Source organism: Clostridium sp. AF32-7AC (genome assembly GCF_003477925.1).
In the GTDB taxonomy this organism is placed as follows: Bacteria; Bacillota; Clostridia; order Lachnospirales; family Lachnospiraceae; genus Otoolea; species Otoolea fessa.
In genome coordinates, this window is record NZ_QUEG01000006.1 from 130,440 (window position 1) to 150,988 (window position 20,549).

21 protein-coding genes and 4 pseudogenes are annotated in these 20,549 nt (G+C 42.1%); 2 read left to right on the forward strand and 23 right to left on the reverse strand.

Features of this window, described 5'->3' with window-relative positions; translation table 11 throughout:
* Positions 1-413 precede the first annotated feature (413 nt).
* Both DWZ45_RS10240 and DWZ45_RS10245 read left to right on the forward strand, forming a co-directional pair.
* Entirely contained in the window at positions 414-2,222 is a 1,809-nt protein-coding gene (locus tag DWZ45_RS10240) for a phosphatidylglycerol lysyltransferase domain-containing protein (RefSeq protein ID WP_118468992.1), read from the forward strand.
* A gap of 71 nt (positions 2,223-2,293) precedes the next feature.
* On the forward strand, positions 2,294-3,247 hold the full coding sequence (locus DWZ45_RS10245; RefSeq protein WP_118468994.1) for an alpha/beta hydrolase: 954 nt from the start codon (positions 2,294-2,296) through the stop codon (positions 3,245-3,247).
* A 135-nt stretch (positions 3,248-3,382) separates the two neighbouring features.
* Here the strand turns inward: DWZ45_RS10245 and DWZ45_RS10250 are convergent, their stop codons facing one another.
* The 23 genes and pseudogenes from DWZ45_RS10250 to DWZ45_RS10360 form a co-directional block, all read right to left on the reverse strand.
* Positions 3,383-4,219, reverse strand: a complete 837-nt coding sequence (locus DWZ45_RS10250) for a Tim44-like domain-containing protein (protein ID WP_118468996.1) — start codon at positions 4,217-4,219, stop codon at positions 3,383-3,385.
* Between the two features lie 26 nt (positions 4,220-4,245).
* Entirely contained in the window at positions 4,246-4,731 is a 486-nt protein-coding gene (locus DWZ45_RS10255) for a YbaK/EbsC family protein (protein ID WP_118468998.1), read from the reverse strand.
* Positions 4,732-5,039: 308 nt separating this feature from the next.
* On the reverse strand, positions 5,040-6,680 hold the full coding sequence (gene hcp, locus DWZ45_RS10260) for a hydroxylamine reductase (protein ID WP_118469000.1): 1,641 nt from the start codon (positions 6,678-6,680) through the stop codon (positions 5,040-5,042).
* A gap of 31 nt (positions 6,681-6,711) precedes the next feature.
* A complete protein-coding gene (locus tag DWZ45_RS14525) occupies positions 6,712-6,885 on the reverse strand; it encodes a hypothetical protein (RefSeq protein WP_182426663.1) in 174 nt (57 codons plus the stop codon).
* 74 nt (positions 6,886-6,959) lie between these two features.
* The gene (locus DWZ45_RS10265) at positions 6,960-8,192 is read right to left on the reverse strand and encodes an ATP-binding protein (protein ID WP_117796787.1); all 1,233 of its coding nucleotides are present in this window, start codon (positions 8,190-8,192) and stop codon (positions 6,960-6,962) included.
* A 151-nt stretch (positions 8,193-8,343) separates the two neighbouring features.
* Entirely contained in the window at positions 8,344-8,565 is a 222-nt protein-coding gene (locus tag DWZ45_RS10270; RefSeq protein WP_227589456.1) for a calreticulin, read from the reverse strand.
* Between the two features lie 120 nt (positions 8,566-8,685).
* Positions 8,686-9,747, reverse strand: coding sequence for an FUSC family protein (locus DWZ45_RS10275; RefSeq protein ID WP_118293334.1), 1,062 nt, complete (start codon positions 9,745-9,747; stop codon positions 8,686-8,688).
* Positions 9,748-9,778: 31 nt separating this feature from the next.
* Positions 9,779-10,822 (reverse strand): HAMP domain-containing sensor histidine kinase, encoded by a 1,044-nt coding sequence (locus tag DWZ45_RS10280; RefSeq protein WP_118469002.1) that lies wholly within the window; start codon positions 10,820-10,822, stop codon positions 9,779-9,781.
* On the reverse strand, positions 10,822-11,493 hold the full coding sequence (locus DWZ45_RS10285; RefSeq protein WP_118469004.1) for a response regulator transcription factor: 672 nt from the start codon (positions 11,491-11,493) through the stop codon (positions 10,822-10,824). The genes DWZ45_RS10280 and DWZ45_RS10285 overlap by 1 nt, the downstream gene beginning before the upstream one ends.
* Before the next feature lie 18 nt (positions 11,494-11,511).
* Positions 11,512-12,945 (reverse strand): phospholipase D family protein, encoded by a 1,434-nt coding sequence (locus DWZ45_RS10290; protein WP_118469006.1) that lies wholly within the window; start codon positions 12,943-12,945, stop codon positions 11,512-11,514.
* A gap of 116 nt (positions 12,946-13,061) precedes the next feature.
* Positions 13,062-13,334, reverse strand: a pseudogene (locus tag DWZ45_RS10295) (antirestriction protein ArdA); the annotation flags it as partial.
* A 573-nt stretch (positions 13,335-13,907) separates the two neighbouring features.
* Entirely contained in the window at positions 13,908-14,066 is a 159-nt protein-coding gene (locus DWZ45_RS10305) for a rubredoxin (RefSeq protein WP_107000935.1), read from the reverse strand.
* Positions 14,067-14,156: 90 nt separating this feature from the next.
* The gene (locus DWZ45_RS10310) at positions 14,157-14,531 is read right to left on the reverse strand and encodes a desulfoferrodoxin family protein (protein ID WP_107000936.1); all 375 of its coding nucleotides are present in this window, start codon (positions 14,529-14,531) and stop codon (positions 14,157-14,159) included.
* Positions 14,532-14,558: 27 nt separating this feature from the next.
* Positions 14,559-14,858, reverse strand: a pseudogene (locus tag DWZ45_RS10315) (L-lactate dehydrogenase); the annotation flags it as partial.
* Between the two features lie 16 nt (positions 14,859-14,874).
* The gene (gene rbr / locus DWZ45_RS14750; protein WP_107000937.1) at positions 14,875-16,056 is read right to left on the reverse strand and encodes a rubrerythrin; all 1,182 of its coding nucleotides are present in this window, start codon (positions 16,054-16,056) and stop codon (positions 14,875-14,877) included.
* Positions 16,049-16,456 (reverse strand): transcriptional repressor, encoded by a 408-nt coding sequence (locus DWZ45_RS10325; protein WP_107000938.1) that lies wholly within the window; start codon positions 16,454-16,456, stop codon positions 16,049-16,051. The genes rbr and DWZ45_RS10325 overlap by 8 nt, the downstream gene beginning before the upstream one ends.
* Before the next feature lie 127 nt (positions 16,457-16,583).
* On the reverse strand, positions 16,584-17,333 hold the full coding sequence (gene yaaA, locus DWZ45_RS10330) for a peroxide stress protein YaaA (protein WP_107000939.1): 750 nt from the start codon (positions 17,331-17,333) through the stop codon (positions 16,584-16,586).
* Entirely contained in the window at positions 17,333-17,788 is a 456-nt protein-coding gene (gene bcp / locus DWZ45_RS10335; RefSeq protein ID WP_118293336.1) for a thioredoxin-dependent thiol peroxidase, read from the reverse strand. The genes yaaA and bcp overlap by 1 nt, the downstream gene beginning before the upstream one ends.
* 3 nt (positions 17,789-17,791) lie before the next feature.
* Complete coding sequence (locus DWZ45_RS10340) at positions 17,792-18,001, reverse strand: DUF6219 family protein (RefSeq protein WP_118293337.1); 210 nt, start codon at positions 17,999-18,001, stop codon at positions 17,792-17,794.
* 264 nt (positions 18,002-18,265) lie between these two features.
* A pseudogene (locus DWZ45_RS10345) lies at positions 18,266-18,568 on the reverse strand (NifB/NifX family molybdenum-iron cluster-binding protein); the annotation flags it as partial.
* Positions 18,562-18,897 (reverse strand): annotated as a pseudogene (locus tag DWZ45_RS10350) (AAA family ATPase); the annotation flags it as partial. The pseudogenes DWZ45_RS10350 and DWZ45_RS10345, both read right to left, overlap by 7 nt.
* A complete protein-coding gene (locus DWZ45_RS10355) occupies positions 18,815-19,429 on the reverse strand; it encodes a ParB/RepB/Spo0J family partition protein (protein ID WP_227589455.1) in 615 nt (204 codons plus the stop codon). The gene DWZ45_RS10355 and the pseudogene DWZ45_RS10350, both read right to left, overlap by 83 nt.
* 751 nt (positions 19,430-20,180) lie before the next feature.
* Entirely contained in the window at positions 20,181-20,486 is a 306-nt protein-coding gene (locus DWZ45_RS10360) for a hypothetical protein (RefSeq protein WP_002304425.1), read from the reverse strand.
* Positions 20,487-20,549 lie beyond the last annotated feature (63 nt).

The window sequence follows — 20,549 nt, forward strand, 5'->3', positions numbered from 1 at the left end:
TTTTAACTATTCACTTTTGATATATTTGTGTATTTTTCAAAAATTTTACATTTTATTACTTTGATTTCCATAGAAACTGCGTTCCTCGCTTGTCAATCATCCAACAAACTGCTTCTTTTCTCCATTTTGAACCGTTCCTTTTCTGTCTGCATAATCCCCCTGTGCCTTTGCCTCTATCACAAAGAATTCCTGCTGCCACCATGTTTTCTTACGGCACCTTCGGTTCCAAAAGTGCCTACCCGTAAACAGTAACGGAATTTCTCCACTCCTATTTCCATGCAAAATCTTATCTTGACATCCCTGTTTTTCCGTACTATAACAAGGGCAAGCATAAGCCGCCTGTGCGCTTATGCCCGTTTCATAGCACCTTACAGATTATATCTGTACAAGACTGACACGGAGGACATTATAATATGAAACAGAACTCACGAATCCAACTGGAAAACACCTTGATCGGCGCACTTGGCGTTCTTTCCCTTGTACTTTTTATTCTCAGCTTCCTGCCAGGGCTGGGACTGGCAAACCGCGTCGGTATCCTTCTGGAAATGGGGCACATGGTACAGCGTGCCTTTTCTGTCGTGCTCTTCATCCTGACCTTCCAGCTTTGGAAACGGAAGCGCGCCGCCTGGAACATTGCTGTTATCCTGCTGTTTTTAAGCTTTTTACGCGGGCTGACAGCACTTTCTTCGCCTTTGTATCTTCCGTTCCACCTGGCAGAAGCCGTATTATTTCTGCTTCTCCTGTGTTTTCGGAAGGACTTCTGCTGCCCGTCTGACCGGCGCAGCCTCGGACGCTCTCTCCTATTTCTGCTGCTGGCACTGGCAGGCATCATCGTCAATGCCGGTATCAGCTATCATTTTTCGGTAAAACCGCTGGGAGAAACCTCTCTTGACTCGCTGATGGATAGTCTCATTCAGGGAACTGCCATGATTTTCGGCATGGGAAATCCGAGCAATGTTTCACGTGAAACACATGTAGTCGAACTGGTTACATTCTGGTTCAGTTGGGGCTGCATCCTCGCCTCCATTCTGTATGCGGTCCGCCCATGGCTGCTGCATCCAGTCAGCCATGCTTCGGATTTGATGCATGCCCGCACCCTCGTCAACCTGTACAGCCAGAATCCCAGCGCCTACCTGACGCTGGAGGATGACAAACTCCTATATTTCGGTCAGAAGGTAGACGGCGTCATCCCCTACGGAGTCGTCGGCAGCACCATCGTCATCAACGGCGATCCCATCTGCGCGGACAGCGATTTTCCGGTTCTCCTGGCAGAATTTAAAGAATTTTGCCAGCGCAGCGCTCACAACTTGTTTTTTATCAGCGTCACTGACCATTTTCTGGAAGAATATAAAAAGCAGGGCTTTGGATGGGTCAAAAACGGGGAGGAAGCCCGTTTCCACCTTGCGGACTATGAAATCTCTGGCAAGAAAGGCGCCAAGATGCGGATGAACATCAACCACGCCCGGAAAGCCGGGGTCGTCGTCCATGAATACTGCCCGCTGAAACAGCGGGATGCACAGATTGAGGCAGATCTGAACCGCATCACGAACGAATGGCTGCAACAGAAAAAGAGTTCGATGCTGACTTTCGTTATGGGAACTGTCGGGCTGGAAAATCCGATGGACAAGCGTTATTTCTACGCCACCGACGCCGACGGAAAAATCGTGGCATTCATCGTGTTTGTCCCATTTCTCGGCAAAAGAGGCTACATGGCGGACGTCACCCGCCACGGAACCGGCGCACCGAGCGGCGTGATGGAGACGATTCTTTACGACGCATTTCAGGTTTTCAAAGACGAGGGCATTGAGTATGGCAGCCTCGGTGTTGCCCCGCTCGCTGGCTTGAAAAATGACAGCTCTAATCCGGTCGAAAAGCTGCTCTGCTTCGCTTACAACCACCTGAATGACTGTTATGGATTCCGCGATCTCTACCGTGCCAAGGAAAAATACAGCCCGACCGAATGGGTTCCTTCTTATTATATTTACCTGCCGAAGATTCCAACACCAGACATGTTTTATGCCCTTGTGACGATTCAGAATCCGCATCAGATCCGCGAGGCAGCGGAGGATCTGGTAAAAGGATGCGCGCAGCGACTGAGAAACAAGAGGACTTCCCCGACACATCAAAGTAAACCATCTCGCCAGGTAAGTTGGACTGCTTCTTCCAGCACGAAGCAGCCCGACACAAGAAAGCAGACAGATGCAGATAAAAAGGCCGACTAAACTTAGCTTTTATCATGCTGGATGCAGCCTGATAAATTTCATTTTTTTACCAGAAAAGAGGCGCTCTTACGATGAAACATTCCGGTTATCTTACCACCTCCGGCGCAGAAATCTACTATGAACAGTACGGCAGCGGCACACCGCTCCTTATCCTGCATGGAAACAGCCAGTCCCTTGCCGTCTTTTATCCATTTCTGCGCACGTTTCTGCCCGATTTTCAGGTGATTCTGATGGACAGCCGGGGACATGGGCGTTCCCGGCTGTCTGTCCACACAGCGCTCCACGGGTTCTCTACAGAGGATATGGCAGACGACGTTATCGCCCTGCTTAACCACTTACATCTTTCCTCCGTCCACCTGCTGGGATTCAGCGATGGTGCCAATATCGGGCTAGAGATTGCATGCAAATACCCGGAGCGGCTGAAAAAGCTCATCTGTATCAGCGCCAACGCCTCACCGGACGGGCTGCTCACGCCGCTGCACCTTGCCGCCCAAATGCTGCACAGCATTTTAAATCTCCTGGGGAATCTCCTGCTGCCTGTTTTAAAATGCAGCTTCTCTTCTGCCTCTGCATCCTCCGGGTCCTCTGTGGTCTCTGCACTGTCCACCCCGAAAGTTTCCCTGCCATTTCAGAAGAATTTCTCTGTTTCCGCCACATCCGCAGTTTGTGCCGACAAAGAAAGGCAATGCCATTTCGGGTCAATTTTCCCCCGGATTCCGGCAGAACAAAAAAAGAAGCCTGACTTTCTTACCCGGCTGACGCACCGCGTCCTCCGCCGCCGAAATCTGACTTCTCTTTTACTTCACTCGCCCCGTTTAAGTGCCCGAAAATTGCAAACCATCTCCGTTCCTGTGCTGCTGATCGCCGGAACCCGGGATCTCATTAAGCCCTCACACTCCCGCTGGTTAGCAAGGCAGATTCCAACCAGTCGGCTTCTTTTAATGACCGGGGGACGGCATACTTCCATATTCCGTACACCGGCACCTTATCTGCGCGCAATTCTGTCATTTCTGTGCCGCAGCTAAAGTCTCCTCACTCTTCCTGCTGCTCCGCTTTCCTTGCTCCATTCACTTTTAGGTTCTATACTTTTCCTCTTCAAACATCTCTACCGGACAGCATCCGCAGCTACCGTGTTTCGAGCACTCAACTCAAAGCACCTCTCAGCACAACTTCCGCCCATTATCCACTTCTTCCTTCTGGCAGATCTCATCCAGCACCCAGTTTCCATCTTCCAGAACAAACCTCCAATATTCGAAGAAATCTTCCATTTTCCGGGATCCCTTCAAAAGTTCTCCGGTTTCTTCGTGATACACATAGTCGATCATCTTTCCATGGATCAAATACCAGATATAGTCGCGGTCGTCGCCGTCCTCATTCTCCGCTTCCACCAAAATCGCATCCAGAAGCTGGATCCCTTCCATGACAAACACCTCATGGCGCATCCTGCTCCACTCAAATTTCGTCTGAAACTCCTGCTGCATCTTCTGGCTCAGGTAAGGATGCCCTTTTTCCAGATCTCGATCCCGCCAGCATTCCTGAATCCGGTAATATGATTCCCGCACCCGCTCCTGTATCTCACTCCGATCCCAATGATCTTCTCCGATGGAAAATTCTTTCAATTTTTCACGGGCTGCCGCCTGTTTCTTTTTTGCCCGGTGCAGGTATGTAATAGTTCCGGCACTTCCCAGAATCACAAAGGTTCCCGTAAGCAAAAGCGCCTGAAACGCACCCGCCCGTCCGCCTTGTCCCCGGCTGCTGCTTGTATGATGATGGGAAGAACCACCTCCACCACCTCCGCCGCCTCCGCCGCCGGAAGCACCTCCCGCTCTGGCAAAGGCGGTAAAAGATCCAAGAACCATCATGGCTGCTGTCAGGCAAAGCAGGCGGACGAACGTTTTCCGGCACAGGCGACCTTTCTTTCCCAATCTGGAACCCACCCTGATTCCGCCGTTTTCATTTTCTCCCCTGCTTTTCCCCGTTGCTTTCACATCTCTCATATGAATTCTCCTAAAATCTCCCACATCTACTCGTGCTGCTGATCCTCCGGCACCCTGCAGACATCCACCCAGCCTTTCGCTCCGGACACTTCTTCCAACTCCGGGATCGTGAGACGTACCGCACTGTGGTCGTCTCCCGCTGCCGGATAAACCGTCTCAAAACGCTTCAGGCTCTCATCCAGATACACTTCAATTCCATCCTTGATACCAAACGGGCAGACCCCACCCGGCGCATGACCGGTAACCTCCTCCACCTGCTCAAACGGGATCATCTTTGCTTTCACGTGAAACGTATCTTTATATTTCCGGTTATCCACTTTCGCAGTACCTTCTGTCAAAATCAATACCGGCTGTTCTCCCTGCAAAAAGGACATCGTTTTCGCAATCATCCCCGGCTCCACGCCTAATGCCTCCGCTGCCAGCGCAACCGTCGCTGTGGACTCTTTTAACTCAATAACATGATCCAAAAATCCGGCTTCCTTTAAGTAACTTTCTGCTTTTTCCAGTGACATGGCTGTTTTCCTCCCGCATCCTCTATCGATTGATCTGCCGTATCAATTTCTTTTATATTTTAGAACTCATTCATCTTTCCCATCATATCACACTTTCATTTTCCATATCAATATTTCTATAGACGAAAAAAGACGGTTCCCTGCATTTGCCAGAGAACCGCCCCCTATTTCATTAATTCCTATTTTCAAGATCGTTCCGACCGCTTTTTGTAAAACCAACACAGATTTTTTGCAAATCTATCTCCAGATTTCAGATCCAAATCCCGGCTTTGTTCGATTCCCTCTTATCCAGTTCCGTCCTGTATTTATCACTTCTCCCCGAAAAATAATTCCACATCGCTCTCCACGCTGTCAATCCCCGCGATTCCAAACTTTTCCACCAATACATTTACCACGTTCGGACTTAAAAATGCTGGAAGCGTCGGTCCAAGATGGATATTCTTGATACCGAGTGAGAGAAGCGCCAGAAGAACAATGACCGCCTTCTGCTCATACCATGCAATGTTGTAAATAATCGGCAGGTCGTTGATGTCATCCAGCCCAAAAATCTCCTGCAGCTTCATCGCAATGACCGCCAGGGAATATGAATCATTGCACTGCCCCGCATCCAGGACACGCGGAATTCCTTCAATATCGCCCAGATTCAGCTTATTGTAGCGGTATTTCGCACAGCCAGCCGTCAGAATTACCGTGTCCTCCGGCAGCGCCTTTGCAAAATCGGTGTAGTAAATGCGGCTCTTAGCACGCCCATCACACCCCGCCATGACGACAAACTTTCGGATTTTTCCCGATTTGACCGCATCCACTACCTTATCTGCCAGCGCCAGCACCTGTGCATGGGCGAAGCCTCCGACAATCTGCCCCTGCTCAATCCCGGTCGGCGGCTCACAGCGCTTCGCATGCTGGATGATCACTGAAAAATCCTTCTTTCCTCCGATTCCACCGTTGATATACGTGCAGCCCGGATATCCCGCCGCACCGGTTGTGTAGAGACGATCCTTGTAGCTATCCTTCGGCGGCACGATGCAGTTCGTCGTCATCAGGATCGGTCCGTTGAACGTCTCAAATTCCTCCTTCTGACGCCACCATGCATTGCCGTAATTACCCTTAAAATTCGGATATTTCTTAAATGCCGGATAATACTGCGCCGGAAGCATCTCTGAGTGTGTATATACATCGACGCCGGTTCCCTGCGTTTGCTCCAGAAGCATTTCCATATCGCGCAGATCATGTCCTGAAACAAGAATGCCCGGATTACTTCCGACACCGATATCAACCGTAGTAATCTCCGGATTTCCATAAGTCTCGGTGTTTGCTCGATCCAAAAGCGCCATTCCCCGGACACCATATTCGCCGGTTTCCAGCGTCAGGTGAATCAAATCATCCACACTCAGACCGTCATCCAGCGTCGCCGCAAGCGCCCGCTGTAAAAATGCATCCGCCTCCCGGTCCTCCTGCAGCAGGACGTTCGCATGCCGGGTATAGGCAGACAAACCTTTCAAGCCATACGTAATCAAGCTGCGAAGGGAAATAATATCCTCGTTCTGCCCGATCAGAACGCCCGCTTCCGACGCTTTTTTTATAAATTCAGACGGCTCACCTGTCCAGCCAGCCGCCTCCGGCAGATTGTCCCGACGTTCCAGCTGCTCCCACAGTGCCGTCTTCATTTCCAGCGTCTTTTCAATTCTTTTTTCAATCGCCGCCTTATCAAAATTGGCATTCGTGATCGTCGTAAACAGATTTTCGGTAACCAGATGGTTGACCTCATCTGCCACCGCACGTCCCTCCTCTCGAAGCCGTGTCGTCACCGCGCAGATACCCTTCGTCACCCACACAAGCAAATCCTGCATTGCCGCCACATCCTGCTGCTTACCGCAGACACCGACCACCGTACAGCCCTTGCATCCGGCCGTTTCCTGACATTGATAACAAAACATTTTCTGGTCCATTGTTCACTCCTCCTATCGCATCTATCATGTCTTATATAATCTGCATTTCTCGTGATTTATATTCTTGATAGGGATAGATAACGAAGCTGCCTTCCATATTATCAGCGCCATGATTAGCGCCATCAGCGTCAAGAATAGCGTCATCCGTGGTGCTATTTGTCATCTGATTTAAAAGTTCCGGAGGGATTTTTGCAGCCTGATACAATTTTCTGTAATCTCCGCCATAATAAAAATATCTCCATCATTTCAAAAGAGAATGACGGAGATATTTCGCCCTGCTTATTCTTGTAGCAACCAATCGGCTATATCATGGATTTCGATTCCTTCATAACTATATTTTGGATGTTTGGTTCTGGCAATAATCATTTTCGGATAAGCATCTCGGATCTGAAGCAGAGAAGAGCATTCTCTCTCAAATGTTTCCTGCCCGGAAATGTTGTCACTGACCTGAATATAAATCTTCTCGCTGCCTCTCTGAGCAACAAAGTCGATCTCCTTTTGATAGAGCTTGCCGACATAGACATCGTATCCACGGCGAAGAAGTTCGATGCAAACGATGTTTTCATATACTCTGCCATAATCCATATTTCTGCTTCCCAGTATTGCATATCGAATACCGCTGTCACACAAATAGAACTTTTCAGAGCTTTCAAGGTATTTCTTGCCTCGGATGTCGTATCTCTTAATATCATAAAATACAAAAGCATTGCACAAATACTTAATGTACTTGCCGACGGTTACATGATTGGTCGGAGTCTCATTTGCTGTCAGTAGCTGACTGACCTTATTAGGAGAAGTCAGGTTGCTGATATTATCCATAAGGAACTCGCTCAGACGCTGTAAAACCAAAGTGTCCGGGAGCGCATATTTCTGCACCAAATCCCTTGTTACAATCGTTTCGTAGACCTCTTTGATATAGTTTGTTCTGTCTTTTTCGGTTCTGTAAGCGTAAGAACCTGCTAAACCGCCCTTGATAGCGTAATCATCAAAGAGCTTATCTTTATCACTAACATCATCATAATACTGACAATATTCTTGGAAGCTGAAAGGAAACACATGAATTTCAATATAGCGTCCGGTAAACAGAGTTGCCAGATCCGCACTCAACAGGAAAGCATTGGAGCCGGTTACATAGATGTCGTATTTTCCCTTAGAGTACAGGCTGTTGATTGCCAACTCAAACTTGGGACACATCTGAACCTCGTCTACAAACAGGTAGTTCGTTTTACCTTCCTGATAATGTTCTTCCACATAGGCGTGTAAGGCATGGTATTCCTTGATTTCCTCATACGCCAAATCCATGAAGTCAATGAATATGATATTGATGTTTTCAAAATGGCTTTTCAGATACTCAATATACGCCTGCATCAGCTTGGACTTACCGGATCGACGAATGCCCGTGATGATCTTGATGTCAGGAGTGTCATTCAGTTCAATGATTCTATTGAGATATTTTGCTCTCGTAATTGTTTTCATATCGTCACCCGCTTTCAAAAATTGAAATTTTTTCATTTCTCGAAACCGCTTCACTGTACTTATTATACTGTCTGCTAATAGTATATGCAAGATGTCGCTTTCAAAAACATAAAATTTTTTATTTTTTGAAAGCGGAAATTATGTAAAGGCAACCCGAAGGCTGCCCCAGGCATCAAGCCTATCCTGTTTACACAGGTTCATTATCATCTTCATCGACAGAGCTATCTGCATCATCGTTCTCAAACTCCGGATCGTACCCATAGTCCTCGTCATCGTCCACATAATCAGCATCCGGATCAGGCTTTGCCGCTTCCTGTTCCTTCTTCTTTTCCTGGACTTTCTTAAATACGAAGAATACCTTTGTGTTAAAATGAAGGAAGATAGGCAGGTATAAAAAAAGATCTGTCACCCTTAGGATTCTTCCCAAAGCCAACAGATCTTAAATTTTCCCTTACATCTTCATACTCTTCGCCAGACTCGTCAGCAAAGCTGCCATTTCCGGATTAACCCTTTTTCTTTCCATCCCACGTTATTCTGCATCTACGGTTACCACGTTTCCTTTTTTTGACATAAGCCAATAAAACACAGCACAAAATATTAATGCAAATACAACGCCAAAAACATTCTGAATCACTCTAAGACCAACTGCTCCTTTTAGTCCATAACTCTCTGTAGCAATGGCCAAAGCACCAAATGTGTTAAATACTGCCTGCCAGCCATATTTTGCAGAAAGTCCTACACCGATTCCACCAAGAATTCCTATATATGCATAGATTGACGAAGGAAGCAGAAAATATAATACTGTAAAACATATAACACCTGCAATATTTCCGACAATCCTTTTACGGACTCTGTAGTGCATATCTTCCATAAACGGCAAAATCGCGGACATGGCCGCAATACCAGCCCACATTGCACGTGGCATATTACAAAGTTCTGCAATGCAAAGGACAATCGGTACGCATAAAATCTGACATATCTGCCATTTTGTTCTGGAAGAAGTGATATCAAATTCTTGTATCAGATCTTTCAGATTTCTTTTATAAGTTCTGTTTTTATGATTTCGATAAAATACGAAGCAGGTAAGTGCTGCACCTAAAGCCATTCCAACTAATCGCATCTGATAGCTTTTTCCCGTAACATCATAACCATATAGCAGCAGATACCCAAGAACCAATGTAGATTGATTAAACATGAATGGATTATGGCATCCGAACAGAATCAACACAGCCAGTGCCGCAATATTTAACAGCATTCCCAATACCGGTGAAAACTGATTTGCTAAATGCGGACATACAGTCATAATTACAAAGAACAAAGCCAAAAGCATCGTAGATTGTCCGGTGTGGATCCCCAGATCCGCATTCCGAAATACCATAAGGCATAATAAAACTACTACACCCACAATACTATTCTCATTTCCAAATAAGATACTGAAAATAGTAACAAATAAAAAACAAAATGCCATTGTAACAGCTATCTTCACCAGATATACCCACATATGATATAATTTTTCTTTTAGTGTTTCACTCTTTTTCAACAGGTTTTTAGAACCTGCCTGATTTAACTGCAACTCCTGATAAAATGTCATGTAATTCCTCCTCTATCTGTTTTTCTTAAACTTATATGGCCTCATTTTTCTGTATTGGAAGCTCTACAACAAATCTGCATCCACCATATTCACGGTTTTCTGCTTTGATTGTTCCTCCGGCACTATCTACGATCCGTTTCACAAGTGCAAGGCCGAGACCATTTCCTTCTGCTTTGTGAGAACCGTCTGCCTGATAAAATTTATCAAATATTCTGGTTTTCACATCATCTTCTATTCCCGGTCCTTCATCTTCCAGAATAAACATTACAGAATCCTTTTCCTGCTTCAGAAACATCATAATTGTCCCCTTTGCAGGACTGAACTTAATCGCATTATCTAAAAGATTCATCCATATATGCATAAAAAGTCCTTCATTCCCAGTATATTTAACTTCCTCCAATTCTACCTGAAAACCAATTTCTTTTTCTGTCCATTTTGTCTCCAGGGAAAGAAATGCCTGACGGATCTGTTCATCCAAACGATATTCTGTTTTTTTCATTGGTATGTTCTGATTCTCTAACTTGGATAACAGCAAAATATTACCAACCAATCCAGAAAGTCTTTGGGTGTTAAATAAGATTTTTTCTACATATTCCTCTTGATCCGGAGACAGTTCTTCTCCCTGAAGCAGCATTGTATATCCTTCAATGGCATTGATCGGGGTCTTAAACTCATGAGAAACATTGGAGACAAAATCCATCTGCAGTACTTCTGTTGCACGAAGCTCTTTTGTCATCACATTAAAACTCTGGTAAGATTCTCCAACTTCTGCGATACGGCTGTTCGTTTCCAAGTGCTGTTCAAAATCTCCCTGCGAAACTTCCTTCATTGCTTTACTGAGTCTGGTAATTGGTTCCAGCAACCTTGCATTGATAAAGGAAGTAATCAGCCCTGCAATCAATGTATTAAAAATCAAAAGCCAGCCAAGCACAGGTATGCTACCAGGCAGATTAAAAAAATGATTCAAAAAAACAACTAATAACGCAGATATGACTGTTGAAAATACAAGTGCCAGCCAGATTGCACCAGTCAGACAGGATCGGATCCGCAATCCTTTTTCTTTCTTTTGTTCCATTATTTTTTCACCACCTTGTATCCAATTCCACGCATTGTTACGATTTCAAAATCAGGGTTATCTTTCAAACGCTCCCTGATTCTTCCTATATGTACCTCTATCGTATGTGGGTCTGCCTCCGTCTCGTATCCCCATACTTCATCCATCAACTGTTGTTTTGTAAATGTTCTGCCTGGCGAAGCTGCAAGCTTATATAAAAGCAGGAATTCTTTTTTAGGCAAAACAAGACTTTCCTTATCAGTTGTAACCGTCATTGCATCATAATCAAACTCTGTTGAACCGATCACAATTTTGTGTTCATTCAGTATCTGTGCACGGCGAAGCAGTGCTCCGACTCTTAAAACCATTTCATTCACATTTACCGGTTTTACCATATAATCGTCACTTCCCGAAAGAAATCCCTGGCGCATATCATCAAAGGAACCTTTCGCAGTGATCATAAGTACCGGTATCCGATATCCTGCTGAACGGAGTTTCGACACCAGTTCATAACCATCCATAACCGGCATCATAATATCGGAAATGATCAGATCAATATACTCTTTATCCAATATTTCTAATGCCCGTGCTCCATCCGATGCACTTTTGACCTGATATCCATTCTTCTCAAGCACTTTTTGGAATAGCTGGCTTAATTCTTTATCATCTTCTACAATTAATATTTGAAACACGATCTTCTTCCTCCTTTATCAGAACAGATATCTTGCCCATCCAAGCAGATGCTGTACCAAAAGTACGTTTCTCTGACGCTTCTTTGTCAATTCAATTGGCTCTACATGATATGGATCACGATAGGTTCCATCTTCCAATACCTGTCGGGACACTCTTTCATATTCCATCATGTCTTCTTCCAACTGTTTATTAATCTCTTTGCTACGTATTACAAGCATCAGTTCCGTATCCAGATACGTGCTTCTCATATCCATGTTAAAGGAACCGATTACGGATAGATCATCATCGATCAGGATGCTTTTTCCGTGGTAAGAATAGCCGCCTTCATACTCCCAGATATCAATTCCTGTATTTAAAATTCTGTTTCTGTTTCTCGCATAATCAGCAGAACCAAACGGATTTCCATTGTTGGCAACCGAATTGGTCATGATAGAAAAATCCGGAACTCTCTCCGCAATCTCTTTCCATGTATTATACATCATATCATTGCAGATAATATATGGTGTATGAATTTTCACGCGCTCTTTTGCATTTTTCATTAGTTCTCCCAGTTGATACCAGACTACTGGTTCCTTGGGACCTGTGTGGATAGGATTTGACACTAATGCAATCTTTTCTGTCTCAAAAGTTTCGTCCGTGTAATCGGTATCGCAGATTCTTTCCTTATTCTCTTCAAAATATTTCTGATAGCCGTTCTGCAGCTCTAAAACTGCGTTCTTTACAGATTTTCTATTTGCCAGTTTTTTATTGTCATGAAAATAACCACTGTCTTCTTGTTCCCATATCGTTTCAAAATACTCTAACAACTGGTTAACTGAATTTTCTTTCTCAGGTTCATTGCAAACCACTAACACATCTCTGTCATAGTTCTTATGTCCCGGAAAATCACCCAGGAAATAATTGTATGTATTTCTTCCACCAAGAATATATGTCTTACCATCTGCAATCAAATATTTATCATGCATTCTCCCCATCATCTTCCATGGTTTCAACGGATTGGCCTTATTATACAGTTTAATTTCAACATTCTCATGGGAAGATAATCCATAGAAATACGGATTTCCTTCCATATCAATCCAGCTCTCCATTCCATCTACTAACAGACGAACATGCACACCTCTGTCTGCCGCATCATGCAGTGCTCCTAAGATCAATTTTCCACTTTCATCGGATTGAAATGCAAAAGTAGAAAGAATAATTTCCTTTTTTGCATTCTTGATCAAACGCACTCTTTGTAAAAGCGCTTCTGGATTCTTTTCTATGATTACTGCCCGTTCTGTATTTTCACTGCATTCGTTCCATGACCCATTTTTTGTTTCTTTTTTGGTTGTATTGGACACTTCCGGCTGCTTTTTATATGCAACGCAGATTCCGAGCAATTCATAAAAAGCCACACATAAAAAAATTGCCAGTATAACAAGAAGGATTTTACATATTTTATGCTTTTTCATTGTACAGCACCTGATTCCTTTTTATTTCATACTTATACAATACAAAGTCAATCTCAATTTAACCTCAACAAAATTTATTTTTCATAAAAAAATATGACCGGCTTCTTTTTAAAGAAAGCCAGATAATTGAGTTCATCCAGACTTTCGTATTCTCCCAGCATTTCATACAGCCCATCGACATAACAGTCATAATCACTTATGAACCATTCTTCATAAGGATTACCAAAGTCATCTTTTGAACCGATTCCAATTCGTTCAAATACTTTTTTCAGATCTTCTGATGTGGTAGGAAACTTTACCCATTCGCCTACCAACTCCCCTTCGTTATATTTTCCGAGATTCGTGATGTAAGCTTCAAATGGGCAATCGTGGCCATATTCATATGCCATGCTATTTCCTCCTGTTTCATTTTTCAGGTCATCACCCGGTTTTCGGCATCAAAAAAAGCGCCATACTCATCACCATTCCGGCAATGAGCAGACGCTTTATATTTTGTCCGTATTCTTTTGCAAAAGAGAAACAAATGAAATGTAAGTTTGTAGCTCATGTCTCATTTGTCTATGATAATATTAGCACAGGTCAATTCTGAAAAAAAGAGGTAGAATGGTAGCAAAAGGATAGCAATTGGTAACAACATGGGAGTAATACGGAAACATGCTGCACATTCCCCTATCCTCTATCCGCAGACTCTACACATATAACCATAATCTGTTCATCTTGATCTTCTATCTCATCATTATGATGTTCTATAAATTCATCAAGTTTGTGTATAAATTTCAGATGTTGAACTTTCTGTGTAAATAACTTCTTATAATTAATAGATTCCATATACTGCTCTTCATCAGTAAAGTGTTTTACTGTATAATCACGAAGATTTTCCAATATTATGTCAATTCTATCATATTTATTCCATTATAATATTCTGGTTTCATTTCATACATCCATTAGTCCTGCTTTCATTTTTATTCAGCCTTTGAAAACTGGTCTTTGCCTACAAAACATAACGGACATTCAAAATCTTCCGGAATATCCTCCCACTTTGTACCAGGTGCAATACCACCTTCTGGATATCCCTTCTCCTCATCGTATTCCCATCCGCAAACATCACATACATATTTCATTTGTTGTTCCTCCTTGTAAATACATTAATACACAGCCTATATTACGGTTATATTTGTGTTGTTCTTAAATCTTAATATGTATAAATGCTTTTAGCATTTCCATAATCCATGCAGGTTACAATATGCATATACTTCTTCTACCTGTTCACCATCGCAAAGACAAAAATCTGCTATCGGCTCCTGCCCTGGATTTAACTGTTTTCTGTATATTCCCTGATTGGTATTTAATGTAATCCACTCAATGAAATGTTCTTCAAGCATTGGATGTTTTGTCTCTCCGACCACGACATGAACATAATTGCCTTCCACTGTATATACAGGCACGTGCTTCTCAACAGCCGCATCTGTCACACCGGCTTTTAATTCCTGCATAGGTTCTCCGCAACAAATTACAGGAACACCTTTATCCTTTACCTTTTCAACAATGTTTCCACAATGCTTACATATATAATACTTTACTTCCATGCTTTTATCTCCTTCCATGTGTATAATTTATAGTTCAATCGTCTCTATAATCTTTTTCAAAGAATCTGCAGATTTCTTAAGCTTTAATGCTTCCTCACCACTTAAATTAATAGGTATATTAGACTCAATACCATCAACACCTACAATAACTGGCATACTTAACGATACTCCGTCAATATCATATACGCCATGAATTATGTGCGATACCGGAAGTATTGATTTTTCATTTCTCATAATTACTTCACAGATTCTTTTTACAGACATTGCCATTCCATAATATGTAGCGTGCTTTTTATTTATTATTTCATAAGCACTGTTCTTGACTGCTAATAATCTTATCTCCTTAATAATTCTCTTCATGTACTTCAAAATAGCTTTGTGGATGGTTACATACCGGACATACCTCAGGAGCCTTTGTTCCTACCACAATATGTCCGCAGTTACGGCATTCCCATACCTTAACTTCGCTCTTTTCAAATACCTGTGCAGTTTCAATATTCTTAAGAAGTGCACGATATCTTTCCTCATGGTGCTTCTCAATCTCACCTACTGCCCTGAATTTTGCTGCAAGCTCAGGGAATCCTTCTTCCTCAGCTGTTTTAGCAAAGCCGTCATACATATCTGTCCACTCATAATTTTCGCCTTCTGCCGCTGCCGCCAGGTTTTCCTTTGTATCACCAATTCCTGCTAATTCCTTGAACCACATCTTTGCATGTTCTTTCTCATTATCTGCAGTCTTTAAAAACAATGCTGACATCTGCTCGTAACCTTCCTTTTTCGCTACAGAAGCAAAATAGGTATACTTATTTCTTGCCTGTGATTCCCCCGCAAATGCCTCCTGTAAATTCTTCTCTGTCTGTGTTCCTACATATTTGTTTTCTGCCATCTCTTTTACCTCCGTTTTCTTTACTACTTTTTCAAAATCTGATGCCGGGTGCTTGCACAAAGGACATATAAAGTCATCCGGTAATTCCTCGCCTACATATTCATATCCGCAAATTCTGCAACGCCATATTGTCTGACTGTCCTCTGTTTTTCCAACCTCCTGTGGCTTAGGCTTAATGTTATTCTGATAATAATCATATGTTACTGAAGGAACATTGCTTAAAACTTCCATATCGGTTATCTCACCGATAAACATCGTATGTGAACCTAAGTCCTCTGTTTTAGTAACTGTCACAGAAATGTATGCATTTGTACCTTCTGTAATATAATAAATACCATTCGTGCCCCTGGCACACTGCTCAAATGCTTCAAACTTATTGGTATCCCTTCCTGATTGGAAGCCAAAATGTTTGAACAATTCAAATTGTGCCTTCTGACTTAAGACTGATACAGTAAATTTTCCGGTTCTTTGAATCATATCATGCGTATAATTTGCCTTATTTACACAGATACTTAACTGGTTTGGTTCCGAAGCTGCCTGAATGGCTGTATTAATGATGCATCCGTTATCTTTTTCTGCTTCTTTAGCGGTCAATATAAACAGTCCATAACTCAACTTATACATTGCTTTCCTATCCATGCTGTTCCTCCTTTACCTTCTCCCTGCATTTCGGGCAAATGCCTTTAAATGAAATATCGTAATCCACAAATTCAATTCCATGAGTGTTATGAATTCTTTCCAGCAAATCCGGTATTTGATCCATATCCACATCAAAAATTTCACCGCACTTTATACATCTTACATGGTAATGATTTTTCAATGTAAAATCAAATCGGTTCGGTCCATTCGGAACTTCAACCTTTCTTAATGCACCTTCCTCTACCAATATATCAAGATTTCTATATACAGTTCCTTTTCCAATTGATGGATATGCTTCTTTTATAAATTCATACACTTCAATTGCCGTAACGTGTCTTCTCATTTCGTATACGGTATTTCTTACGAGATCTTTTTGAATGGTATTTCTCCTACTTGTCATCCGTCCTCCTTATTAGGATTAGTTCTTAATAAGGATTATATACCACTATTATCCTGTTGTCAATAAAAATAGTAATAATTCTCATTATTATAAAAGGTGCTAAACTGAGCATCTTTTACCTGAATAACTATTTTATTTTGCGTTCAAATACATATTCTGAATCTGAAGATAAATCAGACCTAAACGAATATCCGAGTCTGTCAAATTTCTGAATCTCCACCGGATTTTCAATATTATTTTCCGCTATGAATCTGACCATTTCACCACGAGCCATCTTGGCATAAGTACCTTTTGTTACCAATTTATCTCCGGATAACTCACAAAATACAATCGTAATATATCTGTCCTGTGGTGTCAGATACTTTTCTATACATTTCGAGTATTCTTTTGATGCAAGATTAATGATAATCCTGCTGTCATCAATTACTGAATGATATAACCGGTCCCCCCAGTAATCATATAGATTTGTTGTTTCTTCAATCTCAGCTTTTGCCTGCATTTCAAGGCGATAAGGAGTCACACCATCCAGTGGTTTTAAAATGCCATAAAACGCAGACAGGATTCTTAAATGATTTTGCAGATACTCAAACTGCTGGATTTCAAACACAGCTGGTGCCATATATTGAAATGCAATTCCTTCATATGCTAAAACAGCCGGAGTAAGTCTGTTATAAAGATCCATATTTTCCAATCTGTTAACGTTCTGCTCTGCAATCTTGTCATTACATTTCCAGATAGCTTTCAGTTCCTCTTTTGATTTGCTTTTCATCCAGCTTAATATCTCTGCTGTCTTATCAATAAAGGCAGGCAGTTCAACCGGTGCTATGTTATCTGTATCTACAATCATCTTTTTTGCAGGTGACAATATAATCTTCATCAATTTAATTCCTTAAGCATATTTTCAGGATCATCTGCCGCCTTGACTTTATCATTTGCCTTTCTAATGATTCCCTGCTCGTCAATAAGATATGTGGTTCTTACCACACCCATAGAAACCTTGCCATATTTTTTCTTTTCTTTCCAGACATCATATGCTTCGATCACCTTACGCTCCGGATCTGCCAAAAGTGTAAATGCCAATCCATATTTTTCCTCAAATTTCTTGTGAGAGGCTACAGAATCCTTACTGACTCCAAGGATCACCGCACCTTTCTCGGTGAATTGTGGATAACGCTCAGAAAAGCCACATGCCTGCTTCGTACATCCTGGTGTATTATCCTTTGGATAAAAATATAAAATTATTTTTTTACCTAAATAATCACTTAATTTATGCACTTCTCCGTTCTGATCCGGCAATTCAAAATCCGGTGCTTTTGTTCCTATCTCTAACATTTACTATTCCTCCGCTTTTGTATTTTCCACCTGTTTTCTTGTTCTTTTATTACCTGAAATCATTTTATGACCAGAATAGACTGCCATAATCATGCATATCAGAGAGCCAAATGCAAAGTATTTGTGTGCTTCTTTTAACCCTTTATATCCTGTATAAAAAGTTCCAACCATTGTAACTATTGCTCCGATTGACCAATATTTATGTGCTTTCATTTTATACCTCCAAATTGATTAAGCTGTTTCCAAAATAAATATCTCTGGATCATTAACAATATTATACCTTCCATTCATCACTTTCTACAAGTAAGAAAAGAAAAATACTCAATCCATGTAGAGATCGATGTAGCATTCACAGTTTTTAACCGCCTTATTGAAAATGTAATCTGCCATCTTATCAAATAATACAAAAGGATGTATCACGATAATTCTCCCATTACCTTGACGCATCCTTTCGTATTGTATTTTTTTCTATTCTTCTTAATGACAGCTATGGTTTCCACATCCATGTTTACCACATGTATGTCCCTCTCCGTGGCTGTGCTCATGGTGAGAACACTTAACATCTGGATTATAATCAAGTGTATCATTGATAAAAGCTTCTACTGCTTTATCTGCATCTCCTGAAACTCCGCCAAAAAGCTTAATGCCTGCTGCCGCTAACGCAGTCTGGGCACCTCCTCCTATTCCGCCGCAGATCAAAACATCGGCATTTAATGCATTAAGAACTCCTGCCAATGCACCATGTCCGCTTCCATTCGTATCTACTACTTCTGAATACAATCTATAATGATAAAATCATAAAATTCCCTTAATCTCTCAATAAGTGACCTCATAATCAGTTCCCTGCTCATTGCGTTTACCAAAGATACCTCAATCGCTGATAATTCTATATTGGCCGGTATCAGATCCACACCTTCCTTATGATGAAGGATTGTTTTTTCCATGTTCAGTTTTTCATCATTCACAATATTTAGCATCAGCGTTGCAAGAGAATACTCCATTTCATCCGGTTCCTCATACCCTAAACTAATTGTGAGACTGCCCTGCGGATCTGCATCTATCAGAAGAACCTTTTTCCCTTCCTGTGCCAGTCCGATTCCTAAATTCACGCACGATACCGTCTTTCCAACTCCACCTTTTTGATTTGATACTGCCATGCACCTGCTTCGCACTGTCACCACAAAGTTCTCCGATTACGTCAATACTCCTCTTTCCTGTATTGTGGTCAACTTGACTACAATTCTTTCTGCCTGCCTTTTTTTTGATGGCATCATATTTCATCTTATAGGCATAGGCCTTTTCACTTGGTGTAATTTGCTCTCTCTGCAAATTGGAATCGACCATGATCACTACTGCTTCATCATCCTGCAACATACAAATGATTACCGGAATTTTCTTATATCCCAGCTTCTCAGCCGCATATTTTCTTCTGTGACCAGAAATAATTTCGTAGTAGCCTTCAATCTTTGGACGAACAATCAATGGATTCAGTACACCATACTTTTTTATGCTGTCCTGCAGCTCAATCATCTGACTGTCTCCGATCACTTTAAATGGATGATTTGAAAATGCTCTTAACCGTTCCATTTCAATCTCAACAACTTTTTCATCCGGATCTCTTACATCCGTTTTTTTATCCATAAGCTATCCTCCTCTAAAATATCTGTAACGAAAAAATCCGCCCAGAATAGATTCTTAATCTAATCTGAGCGGATAGATCCGTCAGGCCTGTTTTGTTCAGGCAAGAAAACCATATTTACATTCATTGACACCCCAATCCTTATCCTACGCTGTAGTTATCTCCGTTCGGTACCAGGATTGAATTATTGCATTGGTGCCCGTTAAGAAATTTCGGTGCTCAATATCTGCGTTTAAGTGTTCTCTCGGTGCTCACGAGCACCGGAAAAAAGAAAAAGCAGCAATGAACTTTTACGATCATTGCTGCAAAAAATGCACGTTCCCAGGGGGAATCGAACCCTCAACTAGTGCTTAGGAGTAGACCCGATACGACATCGGGAAGTGGCATCTAATGCTTAAAAATGCTTGGAAATACAAGGTTTTTCAGCATTTCAAATCCCATCTGATACTACGCTGTGATAGCTAATTCAGAGGGATTTTACACCGTCCGATTGGCTCGAAATTAGCAAGTCTTTCGATTTTTGGTGGACGTTGCAAGTGCAAGTAAATGTCACTATGTAACTTCTCGTGATGCGAAATGATAGGAAATCCTATTCATTCTCGTGTGAGGGTGCGGGTGTCCTTAGACACAGATTTCAGTCTGTTTTATATATCATTTCAAAATGAATTTTTCAACCAGAATTATTAAGAATTTCAAAGGTTTTTCAGACTCAATGATTCTATGTAATTTAGACCCGCCGAAGCAGGTCTTTTTTTATTTCAGCATAATCTCTCTATCCTCAGCGCCGAGCATATAAGCACCCTTGGCAAAAGCATCCCTTGCAAGAAGCTCTGCTACATCAACCCTATCGAACAGCATCCATATTTCTTTCTCTTTCGGAGTCAGTTCATGGCTATGGTCAAACAAATGCTCAAGTCCCAATCCTTCAAGCAATGCCGACTTTGCTGCTTTGTATTCCTCAGCTCTGCCAACATATTCGTCGTTCCTTTCCTTGGAAAATGCCTCGATATTGTCAGCTCTCAGATGCTCGTAATACTCGTCCATAAAGATTCTATCCATACTCGTTGACCTCCATAACAAAAAAATAAGGGCAGACCCTTTTACAGCTATTGTAGCTATGTA

Coding starts and splice junctions, on each gene's coding strand:
- DWZ45_RS10240 (WP_118468992.1), top strand. CDS start 414: ATGAAACAGAACTCACGAATCCAACTGGAAAACACCTTGATCGGCGCA.
- DWZ45_RS10245 (WP_118468994.1), top strand. CDS start 2,294: ATGAAACATTCCGGTTATCTTACCACCTCCGGCGCAGAAATCTACTAT.
- DWZ45_RS10250 (WP_118468996.1), bottom strand. CDS start 4,219: ATGAGAGATGTGAAAGCAACGGGGAAAAGCAGGGGAGAAAATGAAAAC.
- DWZ45_RS10255 (WP_118468998.1), bottom strand. CDS start 4,731: ATGTCACTGGAAAAAGCAGAAAGTTACTTAAAGGAAGCCGGATTTTTG.
- hcp (WP_118469000.1), bottom strand. CDS start 6,680: ATGGACCAGAAAATGTTTTGTTATCAATGTCAGGAAACGGCCGGATGC.
- DWZ45_RS10265 (WP_117796787.1), bottom strand. CDS start 8,192: ATGAAAAAATTTCAATTTTTGAAAGCGGGTGACGATATGAAAACAATT.
- DWZ45_RS10275 (WP_118293334.1), bottom strand. CDS start 9,747: ATGACATTTTATCAGGAGTTGCAGTTAAATCAGGCAGGTTCTAAAAAC.
- DWZ45_RS10280 (WP_118469002.1), bottom strand. CDS start 10,822: ATGGAACAAAAGAAAGAAAAAGGATTGCGGATCCGATCCTGTCTGACT.
- DWZ45_RS10290 (WP_118469006.1), bottom strand. CDS start 12,945: ATGAAAAAGCATAAAATATGTAAAATCCTTCTTGTTATACTGGCAATT.
- DWZ45_RS10305 (WP_107000935.1), bottom strand. CDS start 14,066: ATGAAATATGTATGTGATGTTTGCGGATGGGAATACGATGAGGAGAAG.
- DWZ45_RS10310 (WP_107000936.1), bottom strand. CDS start 14,531: ATGGAAGTAAAGTATTATATATGTAAGCATTGTGGAAACATTGTTGAA.
- rbr (WP_107000937.1), bottom strand. CDS start 16,056: ATGGATAGGAAAGCAATGTATAAGTTGAGTTATGGACTGTTTATATTG.
- DWZ45_RS10325 (WP_107000938.1), bottom strand. CDS start 16,456: ATGACAAGTAGGAGAAATACCATTCAAAAAGATCTCGTAAGAAATACC.
- yaaA (WP_107000939.1), bottom strand. CDS start 17,333: ATGAAGATTATATTGTCACCTGCAAAAAAGATGATTGTAGATACAGAT.
- bcp (WP_118293336.1), bottom strand. CDS start 17,788: ATGTTAGAGATAGGAACAAAAGCACCGGATTTTGAATTGCCGGATCAG.
- DWZ45_RS10340 (WP_118293337.1), bottom strand. CDS start 18,001: ATGAAAGCACATAAATATTGGTCAATCGGAGCAATAGTTACAATGGTT.
- DWZ45_RS10355 (WP_227589455.1), bottom strand. CDS start 19,429: ATGGATAAAAAAACGGATGTAAGAGATCCGGATGAAAAAGTTGTTGAG.
- DWZ45_RS10360 (WP_002304425.1), bottom strand. CDS start 20,486: ATGGATAGAATCTTTATGGACGAGTATTACGAGCATCTGAGAGCTGAC.